Raw genomic sequence first — 25,487 nt, 5'->3', positions numbered from 1 at the left:
CCGCTGTCGCCAGCGGGGGTTTTTTCAATTGTTCTGCGACGGGTGTCAGGCGGCGCGCTTGCGGGTCGGCAGAAGGCCGCGATTGATCAGCGCCTCGGCGATCTGCACGGCATTGAGGGCAGCACCTTTCCGCAGGTTGTCGGACACGCACCAGAACGACAGGCCGTTCTCGACCGTGATGTCCTCGCGGATGCGCGACACATAGGTGGCGTCCTCGCCGGCCGCTTCGTGGGGGGTCATGTAGCCGCCGGCCTCGCGCTTGTCGATGACGACGACGCCGGGCGCGGAGCGCAGGATCGTGCGGGCCTCCTCGGCCGAAATGGGCTTCTCGAATTCCACATTCACGGCCTCGGAATGGCCGATGAAGACCGGCACACGCACGCAGGTGGCCGTGAGCTTGATCTTGGGGTCGAGGATCTTCTTCGTCTCCGCCATCATCTTCCACTCTTCCTTCGTGTAGCCGTCCTCCATGAAAACATCGATATGGGGGATGACGTTGAAGGCGATGCGCTTGGGGAACTTCTCCTGCTTGAGATCCTGCAGCGAATAGAGCGCCTTGGTCTGGCGGTCGAGTTCGTCCATGCCATCCTTGCCGGCGCCGGACACGGACTGGTAGGTGTCGACCACCACGCGCTTGATGGTGGCAAAATCATGCAGCGGCTTGAGGGCCACCACCAGCTGCGCGGTGGAGCAATTGGGGTTGGCGATGATGCCCTTCTTCATGCCGCGCACCGCGTCGGCATTGACCTCGGGCACCACCAGCGGCACGTCCGAATCGTAGCGCCAGGCGGACGAGTTATCGATGACGACGGCGCCCTGGGCTGCGATCTTGGGCGCCCATTCCTTGGCGATCTCGCCGCCGGCCGACATGAGCACGAGATCCACGTCCGAGAAATCGTACATGTCGAGCGTCTTGGTCTTCAGCGTCTTGTCGCCGAAGGAAATCTCGGTGCCCTGACTGCGGCGGGAGGCCAGCGCCACCACCTCGTCGACCGGGAAGGCGCGCTCGGCGAGAATGTTCAGAATCTCGCGGCCCACATTGCCCGTCGCGCCGACTACGGCGACCTTGTAACCCATTGTGACGTCTCCTGTTTTTACGCTCTCCCCGGGCAGCATGGATACCCTTGTCGGGTATCGCCTCTCGCCCCGTGGGGAGAGAGGACCGGGGACGACGAGGCTAGGCGGCCGTTTTCACAGCCGTCGTGACGGTTTTCGTTTTGCTCGTCGTGCGCGTGAGCAGCGTCATTGCCATCGTCCATCCGGAGCCGTTCGGGCTCGGTCGAGCAGAAACACATCAAAGACGGGGTTTCGTCAAGACATCTCTTTTCGTCGAGACTTCTCGCGCGACGGCCGCCTTCCCGGCCGGCGGGTTCGGTAAGGTCTGATTCACGCTGCCGGGCAAAACCCGTCGAACTGCCCCGGACGATACGGTAGAACAGGGCTGACGCGACGGGCGCGTCGCGCAGGGACCGCATGCCAAGGCCGCTGGACCGGGACGAGGACGACGACGACACGTTCGACCTTGAGGACGAGCGCCCTCTCGTGCGGTCGCGCCGGCGCTTGCCCTGGCTGCGCATGATGCTGTTTTCGGGCCTGTGCATCGCCGCATTGGCGTTTCTGGCCCAGCAGGAGCGCCCTGCGACCTCGCCCGCCGCAGACAGTCCCCGGCCCGTTCCCGTCACCGTCCTGAGCGCGCCCCCGGCGACCTGGACGCCGCTCGCGACGGCGACCCCGCTCTACGCCCTGGACCGGACCCCGAGTCCCGTCGCCATCGAGGCCCGGCGTCATGTGAGCGGCGGGCGCGAGGACACGATGGTGATCGGCGCGCCCAGCGAGACACGCTACGGCCGGATCAGCGTGAGTGCAGGGATTCCGCCCATGACCCGCAGCTTCTACGTGGATGTGGTCCGGCGCGCGGCGGAGGCCGGCCTGTCGGTCGAGCGGAATGCCCAGACCGGCTTGCTCACGACGAAATTCGGCCCGGTGGAAGTTGCGGCCGTGACCCTTGCGGGACCGGCCGAACTCGGCTGCCAGGCGTTCCGGTTCCGGGACGATGACGCGGCGTTCGGCTTTCAGGGCTGGCTATGCGGGTCGGACGCCCAGGTGGCCGATTCACGTCAGCTTGCCTGTTTCATCGACAGCCTGATGCTGGTCGGCGCCGCCGATCCGGCGCTCAAGACGCTGTTCGGCCGCTCGGAAAAAATCCGCGCCGAGGCCTGCCCGCCGCCGGCCCGGACGGCGTCGGCGGGCGTCAAGGGGCCGAGCCGACCCTGATCGGCACCCCGTGCATGACGTTGCAGCCATAGCCGTTGGGATTCCAGTTGGAAGGGACAAAGGGCTGTGCCCGCCCTTGGGAATCGGTTGCCCGGGCATGGACGGTGTAGGCCCCGTCCGCCGGCACCGCCAAGTCGGCGCGCCACCGGGTCCAGTCGTAGCGGTTGAGCGGCGTGGTGAGAACGGCCGGGGTCCAGGTGACGCCGCCATCCAGGGTGACGTCGACGGCGTTCACCTCATCGTCGCCCGCCCATGCGGCGCCACGGACACTGAGATTCCGGGTCCCGGCGGGATGGGATGTTTCGGGTCCGGGCGATGAAATGATGCTGCGCACCGGCATGGATTCCAGGATCCGCAACGGGATTCCGCCAATATCCTGGCCCGGCGCCAAGGGCTGGGTCGGGACGCGGTAGGACAGGCCCGTCATGCCCGGTCCGTCATGCTCACGGTCGCGGATCCAGATCCGCGTCAACCATTTCTGGCTGAGCGAGCCGGGCCAGCCCGGAACCACCAGCCGCAGCGGCCCCCCATGCAGGAACGGCAAGGGCTCGCCGTTCATGGCAAAGGCCAGCAGCGTATGCGCCTCAAGGGCTTTTTCCACCGGCATGCCGCGGGACAGGGAGGGGATGGTGCTGTCCCCTGTCTTATCGGGATCCGCACCGTAATGGGCTGTGTGGGCGGCGGCGGGTGTAAGGCCTGCCGCCTGCAACACATCGCGCAGGGACACGCCTGTCCATTCGGCGCAGCCGACGCCCCCATGGGTCCAGGGATTGCCTTCGGCCCGGGGGCTGAGGAAGGACCGCCCGTTACCGCCGCATTCCAGCACCATGCGGAAGGTCCTGACGGGAAAGCGCTGCCTAAGATCGGCCAGGGAAAGCCGCAAGACAGTCTCGACCTCGCCGTCGACGGTCAGCGTCCATGCCTCGGGATCGAGGGCTGGGTCAGGCAGCAAGCCGTTGTTGCGGATGAAAAAGCGCGAGACCGGGGTTGTCTCGTCGTCCAGCAGCTCCTCCGGGGTCTCGGCCACCAGGGGCGTCTCGCCCAGGACCGCCAAGCGATCCTTGTCGCAGGCGGCGAGAACAGGATGCAAAGGCTCCGTCATCGATCAGCATCTCCTTTGGTGTGCGAGGGCCCGTCCCCGGCGGAACAAATCAAGCGGAGCCGTTTTGTCTTGATGCTCCGCTGCCCTTCGAGAGCCCCCGCCCTCATGCGACAGCCATGGATGGAGTTTGGACCATGAGACGCTTTGCTGTCTTCACTCTTGCTTCCCTAACGGCGTTGTCGGCATTGAGCGCCGCCGCCGAGGCTCAGGACCGGCCGCTGGTCTTGCGCGTCAAGCCGCGCAGCTTTCTCGATCCCGGCAACATGGCGCCGGTAGGCTCGATGAATCGCTACGCGACGTCGGGCCAGATGTCGATCCTGGTGATGCCGCCGTGGAACAACAACGAGCGGTTCGGGGGTGCGGTGCTGCCGGATCCCATCGGCGGGCCGTTCGTCGGAGCCACCAACCCGATCCCGCCCATCCCCTTCGAGGTGGGATCGACGGGATCGACCCGCTAGGCGCTTTAAGCCGCGCGGTCGAGTTCCTTGACGATGGCATCGCCCACATCCCGGGTGCCAACCGCATTGGCGCCGGGGGATGCGATGTCCTTCGTGCGGGTGCCGGAGGCGAGCACGGCCGCGATGGCTTGATCGAGACGATCCGCCTCCTCGGTGAGGCCGAACGAATAGCGCAGCGCCATGCCGAACGAGCCGATCATGGCGATCGGGTTGGCAAGGCCCTGGCCCGCGATATCGGGCGCAGACCCATGGACGGGTTCGTAGAGAGCCTTGCGCGTGCCGGTACGCGGATCCTCGGCGCCCAGCGAGGCGGAGGGGAGCATCCCGAGCGAGCCTGTGAGCATGGCGGCGATGTCCGACAGGATGTCGCCGAACAGGTTGTCGGTGACGATCACGTCGAATTGCTTCGGGTTGCGCACCAGCTGCATGGCGGCGTTGTCGGCCAGCACATGCTCGAGATTCGCATCCGAGAACTCGGCCTTGTGCAGCCGGCTGACGATCTGGCGCCACAGGACGCCTGTCTTCATGACGTTGCTTTTCTCGGCCGACGACACCTTGTTGCGGCGCTTGCGCGCCATGTCGAACGCCACCCGCGTGATGCGCTCGATTTCTCCAGTGGTATAGACCTGCGTGTCCACACCGCGCTGGGAGCCATCCTCAAGGGTGACGATTTCCTTCGGCTCGCCGAAATAGACGCCACCTGTCAGTTCGCGCACGATGACGATATCGAGCCCCTCGACAATCTCGCGCTTGAGCGAGGACGCGTCGGCGAGCGCCGGATAGCAGATGGCCGGGCGGATATTGGCGAATAGCCCGAGATCCTTGCGCAGGCGCAGCAGGCCGGCCTCGGGACGCACCGCATAAGGAACCGCATCCCATTTCGGCCCGCCGACCGCACCGAACAACACAGCGTCGGCTTCCTGCGCCCGGGCCATGGCGGCGTCCGTGATGGCGACCTTGTGGGCATCGAAGGCCGATCCGCCGACGAGGTCGGTTTCCGTCTCGAAGCCGGTGCCGCGCTTGCGGAACCAGCCCACAATCTTCTCGACCTCCCGCATGACCTCGGGACCGATCCCGTCGCCGGGCAGAAGAAGAAGCTTGTGCGTCGCCATGATGGAGAACCTCGTGCGTGCGTGAGCGGTGGTGTCCGACATCACGCCGGAATCTGGGCCTGTCCGCGCCCGAGCGGACGCGCATGGCCGGATCAACTCCGGCCACAGGACGAGGGTTTAGGCGGGAGAGACGGGGTTTGGCAAGACGCACGATGCCGTCCTGGCAAGGGTTTGGGGAGAGACTTGCCTTCCACCGGCAGGCGCGAGCCTTATCTCAGCCCCGCACCGCCTCCAGCACCTTGCCGCCGGGCCTCCCGCGCTGTTCGAGGCCGATGCGGCGCTCGATGTCCTTGATGGCGTCGCGGGTCTTCTGGCCGACCTTGCCGTCGGGCTCGCCCACATCGTAGCCGCGGGCGGTCAGGAGCTGCTGGAGCTCGCGGCGCTGGGCGCGCGACAGGGGCGGATCATCGGTCGGCCAGGCGGTGCGGATGCCCGGCAGGCCTTTGAGCCGGTCGCCGAGAAGCGCGATGGCAAGGCCGTAGGATTCGGCGGCGTTGTACGAATAGACCGCGTCGAAATTTTTCGTGACGATGAAAGCCGGGCCGTTGATGCCGGCCGGGATCAGCACGGCTGCCGGATAGCCGCCGGACAGCGGGCGCCCGTCGACGCGGGTCACGCCCATGGCGGCCCAGGCAGAGAGGTCACGCTTTTTCTTGCGGCCGGCAAGACCGGCGTTGAAGCCCGCCGGCAGCCGCACTTCATAGCCCCAAGGCAGGTTGTTCACCCAGCCGGCTTTTTTGAGGAAATTTGCCGTCGAGGCGGTGGCATCGGCCACCGAATTGACCACGTCGCGGCGGCCGTCGCCGTCGCCGTCGACGGCCAGGCGCTGGAACGTGGAGGGCATGAACTGGGTGTGGCCGAAGGCGCCGGCCCAGGAGCCCTTGAGGGAAGCGGGGTCGATGTCGCCATCCTGGACGATCTTGAGCGTCGCCATCAGCTCGCCGGTGAAATAGGCCTGGCGGCGCGGCGCGTAGCACGACAGTGTCACCAGCGACTGGACGAGCGGGCGATCGCCGAAATTCTTGCCGAAATCGGATTCGACCCCCCACACGCCGGCGATCACGTAGCGATCGACGCCGAAGCGCGCTTCCGCATTGGCGAGCGCCTTGCCCCATTGACGCATGGCGGCCGTGCCGTCCTGCACGCGCTGATCGTCCACGAGGGCCGAGAGGTAATCCCAGATTTCGGTCTTGAACTCGGGCTGGCTGTTCATCAGCTCGAGGATCTTCATGTCCGGCGCAATCCCGCTGGTGGCGAGATCGAAGGCCTGTCCGGAAATGCCCTTGGCCGCGGCCTGGCTGCGCAGGCCGGACAGGCAGGAGCGGAAATCGGCCTGAGCGGATACCGGCGTCGCGGCAGCCAACCCAGCGGTCGCGACAAGCGCGAGAGCAAGATGACGAATCATGCTCCGGAATGTGCGACCAATTTGGTTAATATTGGGCAAAGGCTCCGGCGGTAGCCAAAACAGGCGGCCGATCAGACCCAGGCGCGCTCGTTGAGCTTGGCCTCGTAGGTGTCGATGGCGGCGCCCTTCTGCATCGTCAGACCAATGCCGTCGAGGCCGTTCAGCAGGCAATGCTTGCGGAACGGATCGATATCGAAATGCACGCTGCCGCCATCCGGGCCGCGAATCTCCTGCTTCTCCAGGTCGACCGTCAGCGTGGCGTTGGCGCCGCGCTCGGCATCGTCGAAGAGCTTTTCCAGATTCTCCGGGCTGACGACGATGGGCAGAATGCCGTTCTGGAAGCAGTTGTTGTAGAAGATGTCGGCAAAGCCCGTGGAAATCACGCAGCGGATGCCGAAATCGAGCAGGGCCCAGGGCGCATGCTCACGCGACGATCCGCAGCCGAAATTGTCGCCCGCCACCAGGATCTCGGCCTTGCGGTAGGCCGGCTGATTGAGCACGAAATCCGGGTTCTCGGACCCGTCGTCGCGGTAGCGCATCTCGGAGAACAGGCCGACACCGAGGCCCGTGCGCTTGATGGTCTTCAGGTACTGCTTGGGAATGATCATGTCGGTGTCGACATTGATGATCCGCATCGGCGCCGCGACGCTTTCCAGCACGGTGAACTTGTCCATCGTCTTCACATTCCTTGCAAACCGCACGCGGCCGGGCCTTTTGGCCCGCCCCCTCGCGGACAGCCTCTTACCAAAGCCTTCCGGCCAGCACTAGGCCCATGATGGTCGCGCGCGCAGATCACCTTACGGAGCCGCGGGGAAGCGTGCTACACGAGACATCATTCCGGGGGGAAACGATTATGGATCAGCTCGTCCTTTTTCTACTGTTTGCCGCGACGCTGTTCGTGGCCTGGAACGGACGACGGAGGGTGGCCATCGGCCTGTTCTTCCTCACGATCGCGCTGTTCATCGCGGACTATCTGCATCACGCGACCGACCCGCTCACGCTCTCCTTCTGAAGGCCGCCCCATGCTGACGCCCCGCCATGCCGTGACGCTGAACGCGCTCGGCCTCTACGCCATCGCGGCGATCCTGTTCGCCGCCTTCGTGTTTCAGATCGTCCTGTCCGAACTTCCCTGTCCGCTCTGCCTTCTGCAGCGGGTCGCCTTTGCGGCACTGGCCGTTGGGCCGGCGCTGAACGTGCGATTCGGTCCGCGTCCCAGCCACTATGCCGTGTCGCTGGTTGCCGCGCTGGCCGGCGCAGGCGTTTCTGGACGGCAGATCCTGCTGCACGTGCTGCCCGGCGATGCCGGCTACGGCAGCGCGATCCTCGGCTATCACTATTACACCTGGGCGTTCGTCATCTTCGTGATCGCCATTGTTCTGATCGCCCTTGTGCTGCTGTTCGACCGACAGTTCGAACAGGCGTTCGACACCCGGCAATTGCCGGTGCTCGGGCGTTTCGAGAAAACCGCCTTCTGGCTCGTTTTCGCGCTCGTGGCGGGCAACATCCTCAACGTGTTCGTGGAGTGCGGCCCTGATGTGTGCCCGGACAATCCGACCGCCTACCTGATGCTGCCATAGCGAAGCGCGCCACCAGCCGCGGCGTGCTTCCGCCTAGCGCGCAGCTGTCTCGATGCCTTCCATGTCGTCGTCGGACAGGCCGAAATGGTGGCCGATCTCGTGCACCAGCACATGGGTGATGAGGTGGCCCAGCGTTTCCTCGTGCTCGGCCCAGTAATCGAGCAGAGGGCGCCGGTAGAGCCAGACCATGTTGGGAAACTGGCCCGTGTGCATCGTGCCGCCGCCCTGCGCGAGGCCGACCCCGCGAAACAGCCCGAGCAGATCGAACGGCGATTCGCATTCCATCTCGGTGAGCGTCTCGTCGTCGGGAAAATCCTCCACTCGGATCACCACGCCCTCGCACAGCAGGCGAAAGGCTTCCGGCAGGCCCGCGAAGGCCTCATGGGCCATCGCGTCGAAATCCGCCAGGGTAGGCGCTTGCAGACTTGCAAATTCGGTCACGGCAGCTCGCTCCGGTCAGACAAGGTGAAGCTGGGCGGCAAGCCAGTAGACCAGCACGATGAACCCGACGATCGAGAGGCTGCGCCCGATGCGGCGGCCCCATAGCTCGATCGGATCGGTGCCCCCGTCCTCGCCCGCCCCGACCGCATCCTGGCCGGTGAAATGATCAGTCATGCGCCGGCTCATGCGGTTCAGCGAGGATGAGCCGAGAGTCTCGGAATCCCGCTTCACCCGTTCGAGCGTTTCGCGGGATTCCCGCTCTGCATCACTCATGGTGACCTCCTGCCGATTCTGGTCTCATCCGTGCATTCCTGCAAACCCGGAGGGAACACTTTGTGCCCATTGCCGTTAGCTGCCCCACATTCCTTCGATCACACGATGAGGTTCTGATGCGCAAATTTCTCTCGATCCTGGCCGTGGCCGGGCTGATGACTGTCGGTGCCGGTGCAGCCTCCGCCCAAGGTGTCGATGTCCGGATCGGCGTTGGCGAGCGCGCGCCCCAGCACCGCATGGTGCAGGAGCGCCATCCCGGACCGCAGCATATGCGAAACCGCGGCCGCGTCGATCATCGTGTCCACCGCGGACCGCGCATGCGCCAGGAATGCCGCACCGTGATGCGCCGCCAGGTGCGGCCGAACGGCATGGTCGTGCGCCGGCCTGTCCAGGTGTGTCGCCAGGTTCCGGTCGGCCGCCGCTAGATCGGCGCATTCTTCCCTGTGGCAGCGCGGGAGATGCCGCGCTGCCGCTCCGGCAGCCTCAGCCCCAGGTGCGGATATCGACGAACCGGCCGGCAATCGCCGCCGCCGCCGCCATGGCGGGCGAGACGAGATGAGTCCGGCCCTTGAAGCCCTGACGGCCCTCGAAATTGCGGTTCGACGTCGAGGCGCAGCGCTCGCCCGGGGCCAGCCTGTCGGCGTTCATGGCAAGGCACATGGAGCAGCCCGGCTCACGCCAGTCGAAGCCCGCCGCCCGGAAGATCTTGTCGAGCCCTTCGGCTTCGGCCTGCAGCTTCACGATGCCGGAGCCGGGCACGATCATGGCGCTGACCGCATCATGAACGCGTTTGCCCTCGACCATCTTGGCCACGACCCGCAGGTCCTCGATGCGGCCATTGGTGCAGGAGCCGATGAAGACCCGGTCGAGGGTGATGTCGGTGATCTTCGTGCCGGGCTTGAGGCCCATATAGTCGAGCGCGCGCCATTTCGAGATGCGCTTGTTCTCGGCCGGAATCCTGTCGGGATCAGGGACCGCACCGGCCACCGAAATCACGTCCTCGGGGCTCGTGCCCCAGGTGACGATCGGCGGCAGGCTCGCCGCATCGAGCCGCAGCTCGGTATCGAAATGCGCGCCCTCGTCGGAAGCCAGCGTTTCCCAGTAGCGCACAGCCGCGTCCCAGGCCTCGCCCTTCGGGGCTTTGGGCCGGTCCTTGAGATACGCGTAGGTCTTCTCGTCGGGCGCGATGAGGCCCGCGCGGGCACCGCCTTCGATGGCCATGTTGCAGACCGTCATGCGGCCTTCCATCGACAGGGCGCGGATCGCCTCGCCGGCATATTCCATCACGTGGCCGGTACCGCCCGCGGTGCCGGTCTCGCCGATGATGGACAGGATGATGTCCTTGGCGGTCACGCCCTCCGGCAATACGCCGTCGACGGTGACGCGGTAGTTCTTGGCCTTGTTCTGGATCAGCGTCTGGGTCGCGAGCACATGCTCGACCTCGGATGTGCCGATGCCGTGCGCCAGCGCTCCGAATGCCCCGTGCGTCGAGGTGTGGCTGTCGCCGCACACGATGGTCATGCCGGGCAGCGTGAAGCCCTGTTCGGGCCCGACCACGTGGACGATGCCCTGGCGGGTATCGAGTTCGTTGAAATATTCGACGCCGAAATCGCGCGCGTTCTGGGCCAGCGTCTCGACCTGGATGGCCGATTCCGGATCCTCGATGCCGTGGGTGCGGTCGGTGGTCGGCACGTTGTGATCGACGACCGCGAGCGTCTTGCCGGGCTGGCGGACCTGCCGGCCGGTCAGGCGCAGCCCCTCGAAGGCCTGCGGGGACGTGACCTCGTGGACAAGGTGGCGGTCAATATAGAGAAGGCACGTCCCGTCATCCTGCCGGTCGACGACGTGAGCGTCGAAGATCTTGTCGTACATGGTGCGGGGCTTGGCCATTGTTCTCATTCCAACGCGCGTTCAGGTCAGTCCGATGGGGTCTTTAGCCGGTCTCCGGCATCGCGAAAAGATGTCGTGAGGGCGCAGCAAGACACGTGTGCATAGCCGACCTGCCCTGCCGCGCAATTAAATTCTGTGGGGCCATGGCCGGAAAACGAAAAAAGCGCGACCGAAGCCGCGCTTGTCTCACGTCCTGCTGCGCAGGATTACTCGGCGGCAGCCGGAGCCTTGCCCTTGGCGCCCTTGACGGGCTGCCGGTCGACACGCTCGGCGATACGGGCCGACTTTCCGCGGCGATCGCGCAGGTAATAAAGCTTGGCGCGGCGCACGAGACCGCGGCGCACGACCTTGATGGAATCGATGTTGGGCGAATAGACCGGGAACACGCGCTCCACGCCTTCGCCGTAGGAAATCTTGCGGACCGTGAAGCTTTCCTGGAAGCCGGCACCAGCGCGGGAGATGCAGACGCCTTCATAGGCCTGCACGCGGCTGCGCTCGCCTTCCTTGACCTTCACGTTGACGATCACGGTGTCGCCGGGCTGAAAATCCGGAATGGTCTTGCCGAGCTTCTCGATATGCTCTTGGTCGAGCTGTTGAATGATGTTCATGGTCGATACTCCAGCCGTCGCGCAGCTTTCGGGAAGATCCCGATGCCCGCAGGATTTCGGCGTCCTGTTGTGAATTGTGGCGGGCTATACAGGAGTTCCGGGGCCTTGTCGAGACGCTCAGGCGCCCGGCAGGGAGGGCATCCGCCGCCTGACCGGCGAGGCCTTCACGATGGCCGTGCTGGTCTGCGCCCGCTGGGCGATACGGTCCAGCATGGGATCGAGCTCGTCGATACTGCGCAGGGCGTAGCGCGCAATGAAGCAATCATCGCCCGTCACCTTGTCGCATTCGATCACCTCGGGCGTTTCAACCAGAATCCGCTCGACCATGTGAAGCTGACCCGGCAGGGGCTTGATCCGCACGATGGCGATCAGCGGATAGCCCCAGGCCTTCAGATCCGCGTCGATCGTATAGGTGCCGATGAGCCCGGCCTCCTCGAGCTTGCGCAGGCGATCGGCCACCGCAGGCGCCGACATGTCCACGCTGCGCGCGAGGTCCGCGACAGAGAGCCGGGCGTCCTTGATCAGGGCGGCGATCAGCGTGCGGTTGACCTCGTCGTCGGCGGGAGTTTCGTTTCGGATTTTCCTGACAGCTTGCGCCATGATTTTGAAACCGATTGCCGCGTGACGCCTTCGAACGCCACGGTACGGTGGCGGATCGGCGCCGTAAAGTCCCTCCAACACGAGGAGAGAGACAATGCGTGAATCAACGGGACGGTGGGGCGCCACGGAGATGGTGCTCGCCATGGTGCTGTCGGGCACCATCGGGTATTTCGTGGTCGAGTCCGGCCAGAATGTGTGGAATGTGGTGTTCTTCCGGTGCCTGTTCGGCACCATCAGCCTGTCGGTTTATTGCGGCCTGCGCGGCCTGCTGTTTCCGTGGCGGCTGAAGGGCAAGACCCTCGCGCTCGCCCTCCTCGGCGGCGTCGCCATCGTGATGAACTGGGTGCTTCTGTTCTCGTCCTACCGGCTCGCCTCCATTTCCATCGCGACCGCCGTCTACAACACCCAGCCGTTCTTCCTGATCCTGCTCGGTCGGCTCCTGTTCGGCGAGAAGCCCACGCGGGATGCGCTGGGGTTCATCGCCATCGCGTTTGCGGGCCTGCTCCTGGTCATCAGGATCGACACAACCGGCATGTCCCTGACGGACGGCTATTTGGGCGGCCTGTGTCTCGCGCTTGGAGCCGCGTTCCTCTATGCGGTCGCGTCGGTCGTCGCCAAGCGTCTCAAGGGCATCCCGCCGCACCTGATCGCGCTGGTCCAAGTCGCGCTGGGAACGCTCCTTTTGGCCCCGATGGCGGATGTCTCGGCTCTGCCGGCGCAGAACAGCCAATGGGCCGACCTGGTGATCCTGGGGGTGGTGCACACCTGCGTCATGTACATCCTGCTCTACTCGGCCCTGCAGAAGCTGCCGACGGCCCGCGTGGCGGTGCTGTCGTTCATCTATCCGGCGGTCGCGATCATGATCGACTTCCTGGTCTACGGTCGCGAGCTGTCCGTCGCGCAATGGGGCGGGATTGCGCTGATCCTCATCGGCAGCGCCGGCGTCAATCTCAAATGGCGGCTTGGCCGCGCGGGCCGCGCGGTCGCCGAAACCCCGGCCACGTGACGCCTCTCAGCGACGGTCGGAGAGCAGATCCGGCCGCCGCTCGCGGGTGATCCTCTCGGCCTCCTCGCGCCGCCACCGGGCCATGGCCGCGTGATTGCCGTTGAGCAGGACCTCGGGGATCGCCCGTCCCTCCCATTCCCGCGGCCGGGTGTAATGGGGATATTCGAGCAGGTTGCCCTCGAAGCTCTCTTCGGTGCCGGAGGCTTCCTTGCCCATGACGCCGGGCATCAGGCGGATGCAGGCATCGAGCAGCACCATGGCGGCCATCTCGCCGCCCGACAGCACATAATCGCCGATGGAGATTTCCTCGAGGTCACGGCCCGCGATGACGCGCTCGTCGACCCCTTCGAACCGTCCGCACACGATGGTGACGCCGGGCCCTGCCGCAAGGTCGCGCACGCGCGCCTGGGTCAGCGGCCGGCCGCGGGGGCTCATGAGCAGGCGGGGGCGGCTCTCACCCGGCTCCTCGGCGGCATCGAGGGCCGCGGCCAGCACGTCGCAGCGGATCACCATGCCGGGACCGCCGCCGGCCGGCGTGTCGTCCACATTGCGATGCCGGCCGATGCCGTGGTCGCGGATATTGCGGGCGTCCAGCGACCAGATCCCGCGCGCCAGCGCGTCGCCGGACAGGGAGACGCCAAGGGGGCCGGGAAACATCTCCGGATATAGGGTGAGGATGGTGGCCCGGAAGCTCACACGTCGTCCTCGGGTCCATCCGGCTCGGCCGCCGCGAACAGGTCCTCGGGCGGGGCCGCCACCACATGGCCCTCCGCAAGGGACACGGTGGGCACGAAGGCCCGGGTAAAGGGCAGGAAGGCCGAGCTCCCGCCGGCCGCCGGGGCGATTTCCAAAAGATCGCCGCCGCCGAAATTTGGCACATCCACGATGGTGCCGATCACGATCCCGTCGACGTCGCGCACGGCCAAGCCGATCAGGTCGGCCAGCAAAAATTCGTCGTCGTCCTCGGCCTTGGGCAGCTTGTCGCGGTGCAGGTAGAGGGCGATGCGGTTCAACGCTTCGGCGGCTTCCCGCGTCGCCACGCCGGACACCCGCACCACCAGCATCTCGGGCGCGCCGCCCGGTGCCTGGCGGGGCTGCGTGATGGTGTAGGGACGTCCATCCTGCCCGGTCAGCGGGCCGTAGGACCCGACGGCGAGGGGATCGCCCGTATGGGATTTCAGCCGCACTTCGCCCTTGAGGCCGTGGGCGCGACCGAATTCGCCGAGCAGCACGAGATCGGGACCCGGCGGTGCGGTCGTGGCCTCCGGACGGCGCGGCGAAGAGGGTGGGGCTGCAAGCGCGCCCTTTGCGGGTCTCACGCTTGCAGCCGCACCCCTGCCTCTCCCCGCTGGGGGGAGAGGCGAGGTGGAGCGCGAAGGGGGGCGCTCCCGCGTCATCGGCGTTACGCCGCGTCGCCTTCGGCGGGGGCTGCTGCGGCAGCGGCAGCGGCCGCGCGCGCATCCGAACGCTCCTGGGCCTTCTTGCCGGGGACCGCCTTCTGCGGGTTGTTGCGCGCATTGCGCTTCACGAGGCCTGCCGCATCGAGGAAGCGCAGGACGCGGTCGGTCGGCTGGGCGCCCTTGGCAAGCCAGGCGGTGATCTTGTCGGTCTCGAGGGTGACGCGCGAGGCATCGTCCTTGGGCTTCATCGGGTCATAGGTGCCGACCTTGTCGATGAAACGGCCGTCGCGGGGCGAACGGGCATCGGCCACAACGATACGGTAATAGGGACGCTTCTTCGCGCCACCACGGGTCAGACGGATCTTGAGGGACATTATGTGCTCCTTTTAGCGTTGTCCTGATCGACTTCTCGGCTGCCGTCCCGGCCCGCTGAACGCAGGCCGAGCCGGCAGAAACTCACTTCTTCTTGCCTCCGAACGGAAACCCGCCGAGGCCCGGCAGGCCGGGGATCTTCGGGCCGAGGCCGGGAAGGCCCGGCGGGCCCTTGCCGCCGCCGGCAAGACCGGGGGGCATCGGCCCGAGGCCGCCCCCGCCGCCCATCTGCTTCTGCATCGCCTCGATCTGCTCGGGCGTGGGTTGCGGCATGCCGCCCATCCCGCCCATGCCGCCCTTGCCGATGCCGAACATGTTGCCCAGGGCGCCGGCCATGCCGCGTCCCTTGCCGCCGCCCATCATCTTCATGACGTCGGCCATCTGGCGGTGCATCTTGAGGAGCTTGTTGACCTCCTCGACCTTCGCGCCCGAGCCCGCGGCGATCCGCTTCTTGCGCGACGCCTTGAGGAGATCCGGGTTGCGGCGCTCCTTCGGGGTCATCGAATCGATGATGGCGCGCTGGCGCTTGATGACCTTGTCGTCGAGATTGGCGTTCTCGAGCTGCGCCTTCATCTTGCCGATGCCGGGCATCATGCCCAGCATGCCGCCGATGCCGCCGATCTTTTCCATCTGGGCGAGCTGGTCGCGCAGATCCTCGAGATCGAACTTGCCCTTGCGCATCTTGTCGGCCATGCGCTGGGCCTGCGCCTGGTCGAAATTCTCCGCCGCCTTCTCGACCAGGGAGACGATGTCGCCCATGCCGAGGATGCGGTTGGCGACGCGCGAGGGGTGGAATTCCTCCAGCGCATCGACTTTTTCGCCGGTGCCCACAAGCTTGATCGGCTTGCCGGTGACGGCGCGCATGGAAAGCGCCGCGCCGCCGCGGGCATCGCCGTCCATGCGGGTCAGCACGATGCCAGTGACGCCGAGGCGTTCGTCGAAGGCCCGCGCGGTGTTGACCGCGTCCTGACCCGTCAGCGCGTCGGCAACGAGCAGCACCTCGTGCGGGTTGGTGGCGGCCCTGACTTCGGCGGCCTCCAGCATCAGACTCTCGTCGACCGTCACGCGGCCGGCGGTGTCGAGCATCACCACGTCGTAGCCGCCAAGGCGGGCGGCCTCCATGGCGCGGCGGGCGATCTGCACGGCGGTCTGGCCGGCAACGATCGGCAGCGTGTCGACGCCGACCTGCTGGCCCAGGACCGCGAGCTGTTCCATAGCGGCCGGGCGGCGGGTATCGAGGGAGGCCAGCAGCACCCGGCGCTTGTCGCGCGCGGTCAGCCGCTTGGCGATCTTGGCCGTGGTCGTCGTCTTGCCCGAGCCCTGGAGGCCGACCATCAGGATGGCGACGGGGGCCGGTGCGTTGAGATCGATGACCGCCGCATCCGCGCCCAGCATCTCGACGAGCTGGTCATGGACGATCTTGACGACCTGCTGGCCCGGCGAGACCGACTTGACGACCTCCGCGCCGACCGCCCGCGCCCGCACCTTGTCGGTGAAGGAGCGCACGACCTCGAGCGCGACGTCGGCCTCGAGCAATGCCCGGCGGACTTCGCGCAGGGCCGCGTTCACGTCCTCCTCGGTCAGCGCGCCGCGGCGCGTCAGGCCGTTGAGAATGGTGGAGAGTTTGTCGGACAGGCCCTCGAACATGGCTATTCAATTCCCTTCGCGAGGAGCGGCACGTCGCGGGCTTCCAGCGCCTTGTCGAAATGCGCGGTGGCAGCCTCGAACTTGTCGCGGCAGCCGGGATTGCAGAAGCCCACCACGGCATCGCGATAGCGGGTCAGCGAATCCGCCGCGATCGGTTTTCCCGACCACGGGCAGGTCTCGTTGACCGCGTCCTCGATGCGCAATGTGTCTCCCGCCATGCCGTCTCCCATCCGGTCCAAACCCGACCCCATACCCAAACAGGAGCGCGCCCGAGGGCGCATCGCGCTGTCGGACGTGGACCTCCAGCCTCGCGGGCTGGGCGGCGGCTCAATTGGGCACGCTCACATGATTTGCGGGCAGGAGGTATGGGCAAAAGCTCCGGGAGTCAAGAACCGGCCGGTTCCCTCCATCGGGGGGTGCGCCTCAGCACCGCATGGAACTCATCCCGTTTCTATATGTTATATTGTACCGAACCGAACTCTGGAGAGTCCCGTGTCGCCGACCATCACGCTTGCGTCTTTCGCGCGTCCAACCGAAAAAGACATCCTGGTCCAGGCCACCGCTGCCAACGGCCAGAGCTTCAGGCCGCAACTCACCCCGGACGGGCGCTATACCGTGTTCTACAGCGACGCCGCACTCGTGGGGGGCGATACCAACAACCAGCCGGATATTTTCCGCAAGGACCTCCAAACCGGCGAGATCGTTCGGGTCACCACCAATCCCGGCGGCGCGCCCACCGAGGCCTACGACCTGGCGATCAGCCCCGACGGCCGCTATGTGCTGTTCTCGTCCACGGCCAACGACCTCGTCGCCGGAGACACCAATGACGTCGAGGACGTCTTTCTGACCGACCTGCAGACCCACACGACGACGCTTATCTCGAGGACATCGGGCGGCGCGCTCGCCAACGGCGCCAGCATGTCGCCGCGCTTCAGCCCGGATGGCACCCGCGTGGTGTTCGCCAGCGAGGCCGGCAATCTGGTGACCGGGGACACCAATGGCAGCAAGGACATCTTCGTCAAGACGCTCGCTGGCGGCGCGGTCACGCGGGTGTCGATCGGCGTGCAGGGCCAGCAGGGGCACGACGGCAACAGCTGGGACGGCAAGTTCACCGGAGACGGCAGGTTCGTCCTCTTTTCCAGCATCGCCACCGACCTCATTCCATCGAGCGGCACCGCTCAGGTGCTGATGAAGAACCTGGAGACCCAGGAGCTCTTCCTGATCTCCTGCGACAAGGACAGCAACCAGGGCACGAACCACAGCAAGGAGGCGCAGATCAGCGATTCCGGGCTCTACGTCGTGTTCTCCAGCCTCGCCCGCGCCCTCGTGCCCGGCGACACCAACGGCAAATACGACATCTTCCGCAAGAACCTCATGACGGGCGAAATTCTGCGCGTCTCCACAAGCGCCACCGGCGCGCAATCCGACGGCGACAGCCTGGCGCCGCAGATCAGTGCCGACGGACGCTATGTGGTGTTCACCAGCCTCGGCTCGAAACTGGTGCCCGGCGACACCAACGGCGCGCAGGACATCTTTCGCAAGGATCTGACGACCGGCGAGATCATCCGGCTCTCGACCACGCTGACCGGTGAGACCGCACAGGGCTCCGACCACAACAGCTACAATCCGCAGATGACGCCCGATGCCCGCCATGTGGTGTTCGACAGCTTCGGCGGGTTCGTGCCGGGCGACGTCAACAACGAGCGCGACATCTACGCGACGGACCTGCTCTTTCGGGCCCACACGACCGCCGTCACCGGCAAGCAGTTCGTCGAGGTCAGCTTCGATGTCGGCCAGGCGACGTCCGCCACCATCGCGTGGGGCGACGGCCTGACCAGCACGGTGCAGCCGTCCGCCGGCAAGGCGTCCTTCACGCACGCCTATGCGGCGGGCGGAACCAAGACGGCTGCCGTATCAGTGACGGAGAACGGCCAGACCGCCACGGCCACCTATGCGATCGACCTCGCGACGGGCCGGATGACGCTCAACAGCGATGGCGGGACGGGAACCGGAACCGGAACCGGCACCGGCACCGGAACTGGCACGGGCACGGGCGCGGGCACGGGAGTTCCGAAAGTCGGAAGCGCCGGCAACGACACGCTGATCGGGGTGAGCGGCAACGACGTCCTGTTCGGCCTCGGCGGCAACGACACCTTGAACGGGAACGCCGGAAACGACAGGCTCGTCGGCGGCGCCGGCAAGGACATGCTCACCGGCGGCACGGGCCAGGACATCTTCGTGTTCGACACCCGGCTGAACAAGAAGACCAATCTCGACACGATTACCGATTTCAACGTCAGGGACGATTCCATTCACCTCGGCAACGCGGTCTTCAAGACGCTGGGCAAGGGCACGTCAGCGCACCCGGGCAAGCTCAACAAGGCGTTCTTCACCATCGGCACCGCGGCCAAGGACAAAGACGACCACGTTGTCTACAACGCCAAGACGGGCGGCCTCTTCTACGACATCGACGGTTCGGGCGGAAAACCCGCCATCGAATTCGCCGTCCTGAAGAAGGGCCTCAAGCTCACCGCGGCGGATTTCTTTGTGATCTGACGAAACCCGTCCGTCGCAGAGCACGATCGACACAGAAACGCCCGCCCCTCGTGTGCCGAGAGGCGGGCGATTTTTTTGGAGCAGGTGTGCGGCGGGGAAGCCGGACTGCTTAGGCTGCGAGCTGGCGCAGGACGTATTGCAGGATGCCGCCGTGGCGGAAATATTCCAGCTCGTCGAGCGTATCGATGCGGCAGACGAGCGGGACCTTCTGGACCGATCCATCCGCGGAGGTGATTTCCATCTCCATGCGCTGGCGCGGCTTGAGGCCTTCGGCGAGGCCGTGGATGGTGATCGTCTCGTCGCCCTTGAGACCGAGCGATGTCCACGACGTCTCGCCCTCGAACACGAACGGCGCCACGCCCATGCCGACGAGGTTCGAGCGGTGGATGCGCTCGAAGCTCTCGGCCACCACGGCGCGCACGCCGAGGAGGTTGGTGCCCTTGGCGGCCCAGTCGCGGGACGATCCGGTGCCGTATTCCTTGCCGGCCAGGACGATGAGCGGCACGCCCTCTTCCTGGTAGCGCATGGCGGCGTCGTAGATGAACATCCGCTCACCCGACGGATGGTGGATGGTGTAGCCGCCTTCCACCACGTTGCCGGCCTCGTCGCGCACCATCTGGTTCTTGATGCGGATATTGGCGAAGGTGCCGCGCATCATGATTTCGTGGTTGCCGCGGCGGGTGCCGTACTGGTTGAAATCCGCCACCGCGACCTGATGCTCGAGCAGATATTTGCCCGCCGGTGAATTGGCACGGATGTTGCCCGCCGGCGAGATGTGGTCGGTCGTGATCGAATCGAGGAAGAGGCCCAGGATGCGCGCATTGGCGATGTCCGTGATGGGCTTGGGCTGCTTGGTCATGCCCTCGAAATACGGCGGGTTCTGCACATAGGTCGAGCCCATGTCCCACTTGAAGTTGAGGCCTTCCTCGACCGTGACGCCCTTCCAGTTGTCGTCGCCCGTGAACACGTCCGCGTAGCGGCTGCCGAACAGCTCGCTGGTGATCGTGCGGTCGATGAATTCCTGGATCTCCGTCGACGACGGCCAGATGTCCTTGAGATAGACGGGCTGGCCGTCGGACCCGATGCCGAGCGGGTCCTTGGAGATGTCGATGAACATCGAGCCGGCAAGCGCGTAGGCCACCACCAGCGGCGGCGAGGCGAGGTAGTTCGCCCGGACGTCGGGGTTCACGCGGCCCTCGAAGTTGCGGTTGCCGGACAGCACCGACACCGCCACGAGGTCATTGTCGTTGATGGCCTTCGAGACGTTTTCCGGCAGCGGGCCGGAATTGCCGATGCAGGTGGTGCAGCCGAAGCCCACGAGGTTGAAGCCGAGCGCATCGAGATCGCCCTGCAGGCCCGCCTTGCGGAAATATTCTTCGACGATCTGCGAGCCGGGGGCCAGCGAGGTCTTCACCCACGGCTTCGACTTCAGGCCCTTGGCGACCGCGTTTCGGGCGAGCAGGCCGGCGCCGATCATCACGCTCGGATTGGACGTGTTGGTGCAGGAGGTGATGGCCGCGATCACCACGTCGCCATGGCCGAGATCGAAGTTGGCGCTCTCCACCTTGACCCGCTTGTGAAGTTCGCCGGCCTTGCGGAATTCCTTGTCCATCGCGGACTCGAACGCGGTCTTGGCGGTGTCGAGGGTGACCCGGTCCTGCGGACGCTTGGGACCGGCAAGCGAGGGCTGCACGTCGTCGAGATCGAGTTCGAGCGTATCGGTGAAGACCGGGTCGGCGGTCTCGGCGGTGCGCCACATGCCCTGCGCCTTGGCGTAGGCCTCGACGAGCGCGATACGCTCATCGGTGCGGCTGGTGGTGGTGAGATATTCGATGGCGCGCTTGTCGATCGGGAAGAAGCCGCAGGTGGCGCCGTATTCGGGCGCCATGTTGCCGATGGTCGCGCGGTCGGCCACCGTCATGTCGTTGAGGCCGGGGCCGAAGAACTCGACGAACTTGCCGACGACGCCCTTCTTGCGCAGCATCTGGGTGACGGTGAGCACCAGATCGGTCGCCGTCATGCCTTCGCGCAGCTTGCCGGTGAGCTTGAAGCCGATGACTTCCGGGATCAGCATGGAGACCGGCTGGCCGAGCATGGCGGCCTCAGCCTCGATGCCGCCGACGCCCCAGCCGAGGACGGCCAGACCGTTGACCATCGTGGTGTGCGAATCGGTGCCCACCAGCGTGTCGGGATAGGCCATCTCGGTGCCGGTCGCCGGATCCTTGCGGGTCCAGACGGTCTGCGAGAGGAATTCGAGGTTGACCTGGTGGCAGATGCCGGTGCCGGGGGGCACGACGGAGAAATTCTCGAAGGCCGACTTGCCCCATTTGAGGAAGCGGTAACGCTCGCCGTTGCGCTGGTATTCCAGCTCCACGTTGCGGTCGAAGGCCTTGGGGGTGCCGAATTCGTCGACGATGACCGAATGGTCGATGACGAGATCGACGGGCACCAGCGGGTTGATCTTGCGGGGATCGCCGCCCAGGCCCTTCATGGCGTCGCGCATGGCGGCCAGATCCACGACGGCGGGCACGCCGGTGAAATCCTGCATCAGCACGCGGGCGGGCCGGTAGGCGATTTCCTTCTCGGCCTTGCCGCGATTGTCGACCCAGGCGGCGACCGCCTCGATATCGGCTTTCGTGACGGTGCGTCCGTCCTCGAACCGCAGCAGGTTCTCGAGCAGCACCTTCATCGAGAAGGGGAGCTTGGAAATGCCCTTCAGGCCGTTCTTCTCGGCCTCGGGGAGCGAATAATAGGAGTAGGTCTTGTCGCCGACCTTGAGAGTCTGGAGGGCTTTAAAGCTGTTGGAGAGCGTCACGGCGAATCCTCGCGTGCATTGGGTTACGAACTGGGTGTTCGGCCGAAAGCGCGATAAGCGCGCGCCGCTCCGGGGGTGCCCGGATGGGGAGAGAAGGCGCGCTTAAGCGGGTTGGACGCTTGGCGCGCGGCGCAGCCAACGGTGATATAGATCATTTCGAACGACCCCGCTACACGGTTTAGAACCATTCTGGGGTGGAATCACGGCGGGGGTCCGGCAGTTTGCGTATCAGGGTCGAGAATCTTGCCTGCGAGCGGGGCGAGCGCCGGATCTTCTCCGGCCTGTCCTTCACGCTCAGCCCCGGCGAGGCCCTGATGGTGCTGGGCCGCAACGGCGCCGGCAAATCCTCCCTGCTCGACATCCTCGCCGGTCGCCTGGCGCCGGCTCAAGGCGCCATTCACCTGAGCGAGGCCGGCGAGCGGCTCCTGCCAGAATGTCTGCATGTGGTGGGCCATCGGGAGGCTCTGAAGGGCGCGCTGACGGCCGGCGAGAACCTCGCCTTCGCGCGCGACTTCCTGGGCGAACCGCGCGCCATGCCGGAAGACGCGCTGGCGGTTTTGGGCCTGGCCCACGCGCTCCATCTGCCTGTCGCCTATCTGTCGGCCGGACAGCGCCGCCGGGTGGCGCTCGCCCGTCTGCTCGTCGCCCATCGGCCGCTCTGGCTGCTCGACGAGCCGAGTGCCGCCCTCGATACCGCCTCGCAGGCCCTGCTGCTGCGGCTCATGGAGGCGCACCGCGCCGAGGGCGGGATGATCGTCGTGGCGACCCACCAGAATCTGGGCCTCGCGGACGCCAGGGAGCTGACCATCGGACGCAACCCGGCGGGGATCGCATGATGGGATCGTTTCGCGCCCTGCTGGTCCGCGATCTGAAACTTGCCGCCCGGGTCGGCGGATCGGGGACGATGAGCCTCGTGTTTTTCCTCGCCATCGTCACGCTCATCCCCTTCGCGCTCGGGCCCGATCTCAATCTCCTGTCGCGAATCGGCCCGGCCATCCTATGGATCGCAGCGCTCCTCTCGACCTTGATCGGCCTCGACCGGCTGTTTCAGGCCGATGAGGAAGACGGTTCGCTGGCCCTGCTGCGCCTGTCGCCGGTGCCGCTCGAGATCGTGGTGCTGGCCAAGGTGCTGGCCCATTGGCTGGTGACGGGCCTGCCGCTGGCGCTGGCCGTCCCCCTGTTCGGCCTGCTGGTGGCGCTGAGCCCCGAAGGCATGCTGGCGACAGCCGCGACCCTGCTGGTGGGCACCCCGGCGCTGACCTTCCTCGGGGCGGTCGGGGCCGCGCTGACGGCCTCCTTGCGACGGGGCGGGTTGATCCTGTCGATCATCGTCCTGCCCTTCATGATTCCGACGCTGATCTTCGGCGTCGCCGCCGCCAATGCGGCCCTGGGCGGTACCGTGCCGTTTGCGACCCCGTTCCTGATTCTCTGCGCCCTCACCCTCATCGCCGCGGTGGTGGGCACCTTTGGCGCGGCCGCAGCGCTCCGCTCCGACGTCTGAAAGCGCCGGTTACGGTTTGAGGGCGATGCCGAAGGCCTGCTCGATGGCGGGCTTGCCGTCCCGCACGACCTTGTAGACCGAGCGGTAGAGACCCGGGCGAAACCCGCCGGGCGGGCTCTTGAGACCCGAGAACATCATCCATTGGGCCTTGTCGCGGTCGAGCGGCGGGGCGGTGTTGGCGGCCAGCGCCTTCCCGTCCGGATCGAACAGGGTCAGGGTCTGGACGTCGCCGCCTTTCAGGCCGATGGCCCGCACATAGGCCACAAGCGCGGGCGAGCGGGTGGTCGGCACGTCCCGTTCCGTCTCGCCCGATTCGATCCCCGCCATGGTGACAGGAGCGGTCGCGTAACCCTTGTTCAGCACGGAGCCTGCCCGATAGGCGAGATGGCCCTGGACCGCGGCCTCCCACAACGCCTGTCCGCCGCCGCAGGAGGCGGGCGCTGCGCCGAACGCGAAGGGATCGACCAGCGTGCCGCTCTTGCGGACCGTGAAATGCAGATGCGGGAATTCGGTCATGCCCGACAGGCCGACACGGCCGATCGGGTCCCCCGCCTTGACCGGGTCGCCCGGCTTCACCGCCAGGCTGCCCTTTGCCATGTGACAATACTGGGTTTCCCACCCCTGCCCGTGATCGATCACCGCGCCGTTGCCGCATTCGAGCGTGTCGACGCTCTCACGGCCCCGCCCGGCAATCGACACGTCGGCAACGCCATCGCGGACCCGCAGCACCGTGCCGGCGGCGGCCGCCACCACGGGGACGCCGGCCTGCTCGGCCGCCATGGTGGGCAAGCGGATGTCGGTGCCGTCATGGCCGTCATAGGTCATGGTCCCGCACTGGTAATCCTGGACCTTGGCGGAAGGATCGCGGTCCACATAATGCTGGATGAAGCAGGTGCGGCCGATCTCGCAGGCGACCGGCAGGCGCAGCGACAGGACGGGCGGGGCTTCCTGGGCGAATGCGGGTGCCGCCATCACCAGGAGGACGGCCATGAGAGGGGCTGACAGGGAACGCATGGACACTCCGCAACAATGATGCGGATACCATACCGGGGCGCCTGTGGCGATTTGAAGGAGCGTGACCGGAAGAGCCCCCCACAAAGGGGCTCGACAGGGTCGGGCCACGGGACTATCGGCCATAGGGAGGAAGTCGCCCGGGAGGACTTGATGAGCCAGACGGCTGAGCGCGCGACACAAAGCCCGCGCATCGTGATTGCCGGCGGGGGCCTCGGAGGCCTATCGCTGGCGCTCGCCCTCAAACAGAGCCTTGGCGACGATCTGTCGGTCGACATGTGCGACCCCGGGCTGAACCGCGATCCCCATGGCGACACCCGGGCCTTCGCGATCGCCCCCGCGGCGCGCCGGATGCTCGAAGCCCTGGGCGTCTGGCAGGTGGTGGCGGGACGGGCGCAGCCCATTCTCGACATGATCATCACCGACAGCCGCCTGAACGACCCCGTCAGGCCCGTCTTCCTGACCTTCGACGAGTCGGTCGGCGACGGCGAAGCGCTCGCCCACATGGTGACGGCCGGCGACCTCACGGCCGCTCTCGTTACGGCCTGCGAGGAAGCGGGCGTCGGGCTGAAGGCTGTCGGCGTGGACGGGTTTTCGGTCACATCCGCTCATGTGGACGTGCAGATCGCGGGAGGCGATGTGCTGCCGGCCTCGCTTCTGGTGGCGGCCGATGGCGGCCGGTCGCGTTTGCGCGAACAGGCGGGAATCGGCTGGATTTCCTGGCCCTACCGGCAATCGGGGATCGTCGCGACGATCGTCCACGAGCGCGATCACGAGGGACGTGCGATCGAGCATTTCCTGCCCTCCGGTCCCTTCGCGATCCTTCCGTTAAAGCCTGAGATCGGCGAGGACGGCGCGGCGATTCATCGCTCGTCGATCGTCTGGAGCGAGCGCACCGAGAACGTGGCGGGGCTGCTGGCCTCCGATTCGGCGGATCTCCTGGCCGAACTCGAACGCCGCTTCGGCCTCCAGCTCGGCCGCATCGCGTTTGAGACCGCGCCCCATGCCTATCCGCTGTCGTTCGGGATCGCCCGCTCGTTCGTGAGCGACCGCCTGGCGCTGCTGGGGGACGCGGCCCATGTCATCCACCCGATTGCCGGACAGGGCCTCAATCTTGGCCTGCACGACGCGGCAGCCCTCGCGGAAGCCGTGGTCGACGGCATGCGGCTCGGCCTCGATCCCGGCAGCGCGGAGATTCTCGACGCCTACGAATCGGCCAGGCGGACCGACACCACCACGATGGGGTTCGTGACGGACGGGCTCAACCGGTTGTTTTCAAACGATATCCTGCCGGTCCGGCTCGCCCGCGATCTCGGCCTTGGCCTCGTCGACCGGCTGCCGGCGCTCAAGCGCTTCTTCATCCGCGAGGCGGCGGGCCTCACTGGACGGGAGCCGCCGCGCCTGCTGAAAGGCGAGGCTCTTTGAGGCCGCGCGCCGGG

Annotated in this window: 27 protein-coding genes; 10 read left to right on the top strand and 17 right to left on the bottom strand. The window is 66.3% G+C overall.

The genetic code is table 11. From position 1 onward, the window contains the following. Positions 1-45: 45 nt before the first annotated feature. Positions 46-1,077: an aspartate-semialdehyde dehydrogenase gene (locus J4G32_RS16130; protein WP_210496462.1), complete on the bottom strand. Its 1,032-nt coding sequence runs from the start codon at positions 1,075-1,077 to the stop codon at positions 46-48. A 396-nt stretch (positions 1,078-1,473) separates the two neighbouring features. On the opposite strand from J4G32_RS16130, the gene J4G32_RS16125 reads away from it, so the two are divergent. Continuing rightward, complete coding sequence (locus J4G32_RS16125; RefSeq protein WP_210496459.1) at positions 1,474-2,274, top strand: hypothetical protein; 801 nt, start codon at positions 1,474-1,476, stop codon at positions 2,272-2,274. Here J4G32_RS16125 and J4G32_RS16120 read toward each other — a convergent pair. Then, positions 2,252-3,376, bottom strand: a complete 1,125-nt coding sequence (locus J4G32_RS16120; RefSeq protein WP_210496458.1) for a sulfite oxidase — start codon at positions 3,374-3,376, stop codon at positions 2,252-2,254. The two genes, J4G32_RS16125 and J4G32_RS16120, sit on opposite strands and share 23 nt — an antisense overlap. A 134-nt stretch (positions 3,377-3,510) precedes the next feature. On the opposite strand from J4G32_RS16120, the gene J4G32_RS16115 reads away from it, so the two are divergent. Then, the gene (locus J4G32_RS16115) at positions 3,511-3,834 is read left to right on the top strand and encodes a hypothetical protein (protein ID WP_210496457.1); all 324 of its coding nucleotides are present in this window, start codon (positions 3,511-3,513) and stop codon (positions 3,832-3,834) included. A gap of 5 nt (positions 3,835-3,839) precedes the next feature. Here J4G32_RS16115 and leuB read toward each other — a convergent pair whose 3' ends face one another. The 3 genes from leuB to leuD all read right to left on the bottom strand — a co-directional run bounded on the left by leuB (position 3,840) and on the right by leuD (position 7,025). Continuing rightward, positions 3,840-4,946 (bottom strand): 3-isopropylmalate dehydrogenase, encoded by a 1,107-nt coding sequence (gene leuB, locus J4G32_RS16110; protein ID WP_210496456.1) that lies wholly within the window; start codon positions 4,944-4,946, stop codon positions 3,840-3,842. A 214-nt stretch (positions 4,947-5,160) separates the two neighbouring features. After that, positions 5,161-6,351, bottom strand: a complete 1,191-nt coding sequence (locus tag J4G32_RS16105; protein ID WP_210496455.1) for a lytic murein transglycosylase — start codon at positions 6,349-6,351, stop codon at positions 5,161-5,163. Positions 6,352-6,422: 71 nt separating this feature from the next. Then, on the bottom strand, positions 6,423-7,025 hold the full coding sequence (gene leuD / locus J4G32_RS16100; protein ID WP_210496454.1) for a 3-isopropylmalate dehydratase small subunit: 603 nt from the start codon (positions 7,023-7,025) through the stop codon (positions 6,423-6,425). 179 nt (positions 7,026-7,204) lie between these two features. On the opposite strand from leuD, the gene J4G32_RS16095 reads away from it, so the two are divergent. After that, positions 7,205-7,363, top strand: a complete 159-nt coding sequence (locus J4G32_RS16095; protein ID WP_210496450.1) for a DUF5993 family protein — start codon at positions 7,205-7,207, stop codon at positions 7,361-7,363. Positions 7,364-7,373: 10 nt separating this feature from the next. After that, on the top strand, positions 7,374-7,928 hold the full coding sequence (locus J4G32_RS16090; RefSeq protein ID WP_210496448.1) for a disulfide bond formation protein B: 555 nt from the start codon (positions 7,374-7,376) through the stop codon (positions 7,926-7,928). Positions 7,929-7,961: 33 nt separating this feature from the next. On the opposite strand, the gene J4G32_RS16085 is transcribed toward J4G32_RS16090, so the two are convergent. Further along, the gene (locus tag J4G32_RS16085) at positions 7,962-8,318 is read right to left on the bottom strand and encodes a metallopeptidase family protein (protein ID WP_210496623.1); all 357 of its coding nucleotides are present in this window, start codon (positions 8,316-8,318) and stop codon (positions 7,962-7,964) included. Between the two features lie 66 nt (positions 8,319-8,384). Next, positions 8,385-8,642 carry a hypothetical protein gene (locus J4G32_RS16080; RefSeq protein ID WP_210496445.1) on the bottom strand — a complete coding sequence of 86 codons (258 nt, stop codon included), beginning with the start codon at positions 8,640-8,642 and terminating at the stop codon, positions 8,385-8,387. Between the two features lie 116 nt (positions 8,643-8,758). Here J4G32_RS16080 and J4G32_RS16075 point away from each other — a divergent pair, with 116 nt between their 5' ends. After that, on the top strand, positions 8,759-9,067 hold the full coding sequence (locus tag J4G32_RS16075; RefSeq protein ID WP_210496443.1) for a hypothetical protein: 309 nt from the start codon (positions 8,759-8,761) through the stop codon (positions 9,065-9,067). 58 nt (positions 9,068-9,125) lie between these two features. Here J4G32_RS16075 and leuC read toward each other — a convergent pair whose 3' ends face one another. The 3 genes from leuC to J4G32_RS16060 all read right to left on the bottom strand — a co-directional run bounded on the left by leuC (position 9,126) and on the right by J4G32_RS16060 (position 11,719). After that, complete coding sequence (leuC, locus tag J4G32_RS16070) at positions 9,126-10,532, bottom strand: 3-isopropylmalate dehydratase large subunit (protein WP_210496442.1); 1,407 nt, start codon at positions 10,530-10,532, stop codon at positions 9,126-9,128. Between the two features lie 206 nt (positions 10,533-10,738). Further along, positions 10,739-11,140: a 50S ribosomal protein L19 gene (gene rplS / locus J4G32_RS16065; protein WP_210496439.1), complete on the bottom strand. Its 402-nt coding sequence runs from the start codon at positions 11,138-11,140 to the stop codon at positions 10,739-10,741. A 117-nt stretch (positions 11,141-11,257) separates the two neighbouring features. Continuing rightward, the gene (locus tag J4G32_RS16060) at positions 11,258-11,719 is read right to left on the bottom strand and encodes an Lrp/AsnC family transcriptional regulator (RefSeq protein WP_210496622.1); all 462 of its coding nucleotides are present in this window, start codon (positions 11,717-11,719) and stop codon (positions 11,258-11,260) included. Between the two features lie 115 nt (positions 11,720-11,834). Here J4G32_RS16060 and J4G32_RS16055 point away from each other — a divergent pair, with 115 nt between their 5' ends. Continuing rightward, positions 11,835-12,746: a DMT family transporter gene (locus tag J4G32_RS16055; RefSeq protein WP_210496437.1), complete on the top strand. Its 912-nt coding sequence runs from the start codon at positions 11,835-11,837 to the stop codon at positions 12,744-12,746. 6 nt (positions 12,747-12,752) lie between these two features. Here J4G32_RS16055 and trmD read toward each other — a convergent pair whose 3' ends face one another. The 5 genes from trmD to J4G32_RS16030 all read right to left on the bottom strand — a co-directional run bounded on the left by trmD (position 12,753) and on the right by J4G32_RS16030 (position 16,383). Next, positions 12,753-13,442 carry a tRNA (guanosine(37)-N1)-methyltransferase TrmD gene (trmD, locus tag J4G32_RS16050; protein WP_210496436.1) on the bottom strand — a complete coding sequence of 230 codons (690 nt, stop codon included), beginning with the start codon at positions 13,440-13,442 and terminating at the stop codon, positions 12,753-12,755. After that, a complete protein-coding gene (rimM, locus tag J4G32_RS16045) occupies positions 13,439-14,143 on the bottom strand; it encodes a ribosome maturation factor RimM (protein WP_210496432.1) in 705 nt (234 codons plus the stop codon). The genes trmD and rimM overlap by 4 nt, the downstream gene beginning before the upstream one ends. 5 nt (positions 14,144-14,148) lie before the next feature. After that, on the bottom strand, positions 14,149-14,520 hold the full coding sequence (gene rpsP, locus J4G32_RS16040) for a 30S ribosomal protein S16 (RefSeq protein WP_210496431.1): 372 nt from the start codon (positions 14,518-14,520) through the stop codon (positions 14,149-14,151). Positions 14,521-14,602: 82 nt separating this feature from the next. Further along, positions 14,603-16,165 carry a signal recognition particle protein gene (gene ffh / locus J4G32_RS16035; protein ID WP_210496428.1) on the bottom strand — a complete coding sequence of 521 codons (1,563 nt, stop codon included), beginning with the start codon at positions 16,163-16,165 and terminating at the stop codon, positions 14,603-14,605. A gap of 2 nt (positions 16,166-16,167) precedes the next feature. Beyond that, positions 16,168-16,383 carry an eL24 family ribosomal protein gene (locus J4G32_RS16030; RefSeq protein ID WP_210496426.1) on the bottom strand — a complete coding sequence of 72 codons (216 nt, stop codon included), beginning with the start codon at positions 16,381-16,383 and terminating at the stop codon, positions 16,168-16,170. 274 nt (positions 16,384-16,657) lie between these two features. Here J4G32_RS16030 and J4G32_RS22110 point away from each other — a divergent pair, with 274 nt between their 5' ends. Further along, positions 16,658-18,721: a M10 family metallopeptidase C-terminal domain-containing protein gene (locus J4G32_RS22110; protein WP_210496424.1), complete on the top strand. Its 2,064-nt coding sequence runs from the start codon at positions 16,658-16,660 to the stop codon at positions 18,719-18,721. 109 nt (positions 18,722-18,830) lie between these two features. On the opposite strand, the gene acnA is transcribed toward J4G32_RS22110, so the two are convergent. Continuing rightward, positions 18,831-21,536 carry an aconitate hydratase AcnA gene (gene acnA, locus J4G32_RS16020; RefSeq protein WP_210496423.1) on the bottom strand — a complete coding sequence of 902 codons (2,706 nt, stop codon included), beginning with the start codon at positions 21,534-21,536 and terminating at the stop codon, positions 18,831-18,833. A gap of 221 nt (positions 21,537-21,757) precedes the next feature. On the opposite strand from acnA, the gene ccmA reads away from it, so the two are divergent. Both ccmA and ccmB read left to right on the top strand, forming a co-directional pair. After that, a complete protein-coding gene (gene ccmA, locus J4G32_RS16015; protein WP_210496421.1) occupies positions 21,758-22,372 on the top strand; it encodes a heme ABC exporter ATP-binding protein CcmA in 615 nt (204 codons plus the stop codon). Further along, positions 22,369-23,037 (top strand): heme exporter protein CcmB, encoded by a 669-nt coding sequence (gene ccmB / locus J4G32_RS16010; protein WP_210496418.1) that lies wholly within the window; start codon positions 22,369-22,371, stop codon positions 23,035-23,037. The genes ccmA and ccmB overlap by 4 nt, the downstream gene beginning before the upstream one ends. A 9-nt stretch (positions 23,038-23,046) precedes the next feature. On the opposite strand, the gene J4G32_RS16005 is transcribed toward ccmB, so the two are convergent. Beyond that, on the bottom strand, positions 23,047-24,051 hold the full coding sequence (locus tag J4G32_RS16005) for a M23 family metallopeptidase (RefSeq protein WP_210496414.1): 1,005 nt from the start codon (positions 24,049-24,051) through the stop codon (positions 23,047-23,049). 150 nt (positions 24,052-24,201) lie between these two features. On the opposite strand from J4G32_RS16005, the gene J4G32_RS16000 reads away from it, so the two are divergent. Then, positions 24,202-25,473, top strand: coding sequence for a ubiquinone biosynthesis hydroxylase (locus J4G32_RS16000; protein ID WP_210496412.1), 1,272 nt, complete (start codon positions 24,202-24,204; stop codon positions 25,471-25,473). The last annotated feature ends 14 nt before the right edge of the window (positions 25,474-25,487 follow it).

The organism is Microvirga antarctica (assembly GCF_017921815.1).
GTDB lineage: Bacteria > Pseudomonadota > Alphaproteobacteria > Rhizobiales > Beijerinckiaceae > Microvirga > Microvirga antarctica.
The sequence above is the reverse complement of the archived record's forward strand: the minus strand, read 5'-3'. Positions and strand labels throughout refer to the sequence as shown.

Coding starts and splice junctions, on each gene's coding strand:
- J4G32_RS16130 (WP_210496462.1), bottom strand. CDS start 1,077: ATGGGTTACAAGGTCGCCGTAGTCGGCGCGACGGGCAATGTGGGCCGC.
- J4G32_RS16125 (WP_210496459.1), top strand. CDS start 1,474: ATGCCAAGGCCGCTGGACCGGGACGAGGACGACGACGACACGTTCGAC.
- J4G32_RS16120 (WP_210496458.1), bottom strand. CDS start 3,376: ATGACGGAGCCTTTGCATCCTGTTCTCGCCGCCTGCGACAAGGATCGC.
- J4G32_RS16115 (WP_210496457.1), top strand. CDS start 3,511: ATGAGACGCTTTGCTGTCTTCACTCTTGCTTCCCTAACGGCGTTGTCG.
- leuB (WP_210496456.1), bottom strand. CDS start 4,946: ATGGCGACGCACAAGCTTCTTCTTCTGCCCGGCGACGGGATCGGTCCC.
- J4G32_RS16105 (WP_210496455.1), bottom strand. CDS start 6,351: ATGATTCGTCATCTTGCTCTCGCGCTTGTCGCGACCGCTGGGTTGGCT.
- leuD (WP_210496454.1), bottom strand. CDS start 7,025: ATGGACAAGTTCACCGTGCTGGAAAGCGTCGCGGCGCCGATGCGGATC.
- J4G32_RS16095 (WP_210496450.1), top strand. CDS start 7,205: ATGGATCAGCTCGTCCTTTTTCTACTGTTTGCCGCGACGCTGTTCGTG.
- J4G32_RS16090 (WP_210496448.1), top strand. CDS start 7,374: ATGCTGACGCCCCGCCATGCCGTGACGCTGAACGCGCTCGGCCTCTAC.
- J4G32_RS16085 (WP_210496623.1), bottom strand. CDS start 8,318: ATGGCCCATGAGGCCTTCGCGGGCCTGCCGGAAGCCTTTCGCCTGCTG.
- J4G32_RS16080 (WP_210496445.1), bottom strand. CDS start 8,642: ATGAGTGATGCAGAGCGGGAATCCCGCGAAACGCTCGAACGGGTGAAG.
- J4G32_RS16075 (WP_210496443.1), top strand. CDS start 8,759: ATGCGCAAATTTCTCTCGATCCTGGCCGTGGCCGGGCTGATGACTGTC.
- leuC (WP_210496442.1), bottom strand. CDS start 10,532: ATGGCCAAGCCCCGCACCATGTACGACAAGATCTTCGACGCTCACGTC.
- rplS (WP_210496439.1), bottom strand. CDS start 11,140: ATGAACATCATTCAACAGCTCGACCAAGAGCATATCGAGAAGCTCGGC.
- J4G32_RS16055 (WP_210496437.1), top strand. CDS start 11,835: ATGCGTGAATCAACGGGACGGTGGGGCGCCACGGAGATGGTGCTCGCC.
- rimM (WP_210496432.1), bottom strand. CDS start 14,143: ATGACGCGGGAGCGCCCCCCTTCGCGCTCCACCTCGCCTCTCCCCCCA.
- rpsP (WP_210496431.1), bottom strand. CDS start 14,520: ATGTCCCTCAAGATCCGTCTGACCCGTGGTGGCGCGAAGAAGCGTCCC.
- ffh (WP_210496428.1), bottom strand. CDS start 16,165: ATGTTCGAGGGCCTGTCCGACAAACTCTCCACCATTCTCAACGGCCTG.
- J4G32_RS16030 (WP_210496426.1), bottom strand. CDS start 16,383: ATGGCGGGAGACACATTGCGCATCGAGGACGCGGTCAACGAGACCTGC.
- ccmB (WP_210496418.1), top strand. CDS start 22,369: ATGATGGGATCGTTTCGCGCCCTGCTGGTCCGCGATCTGAAACTTGCC.
- J4G32_RS16005 (WP_210496414.1), bottom strand. CDS start 24,051: ATGCGTTCCCTGTCAGCCCCTCTCATGGCCGTCCTCCTGGTGATGGCG.
- J4G32_RS16000 (WP_210496412.1), top strand. CDS start 24,202: ATGAGCCAGACGGCTGAGCGCGCGACACAAAGCCCGCGCATCGTGATT.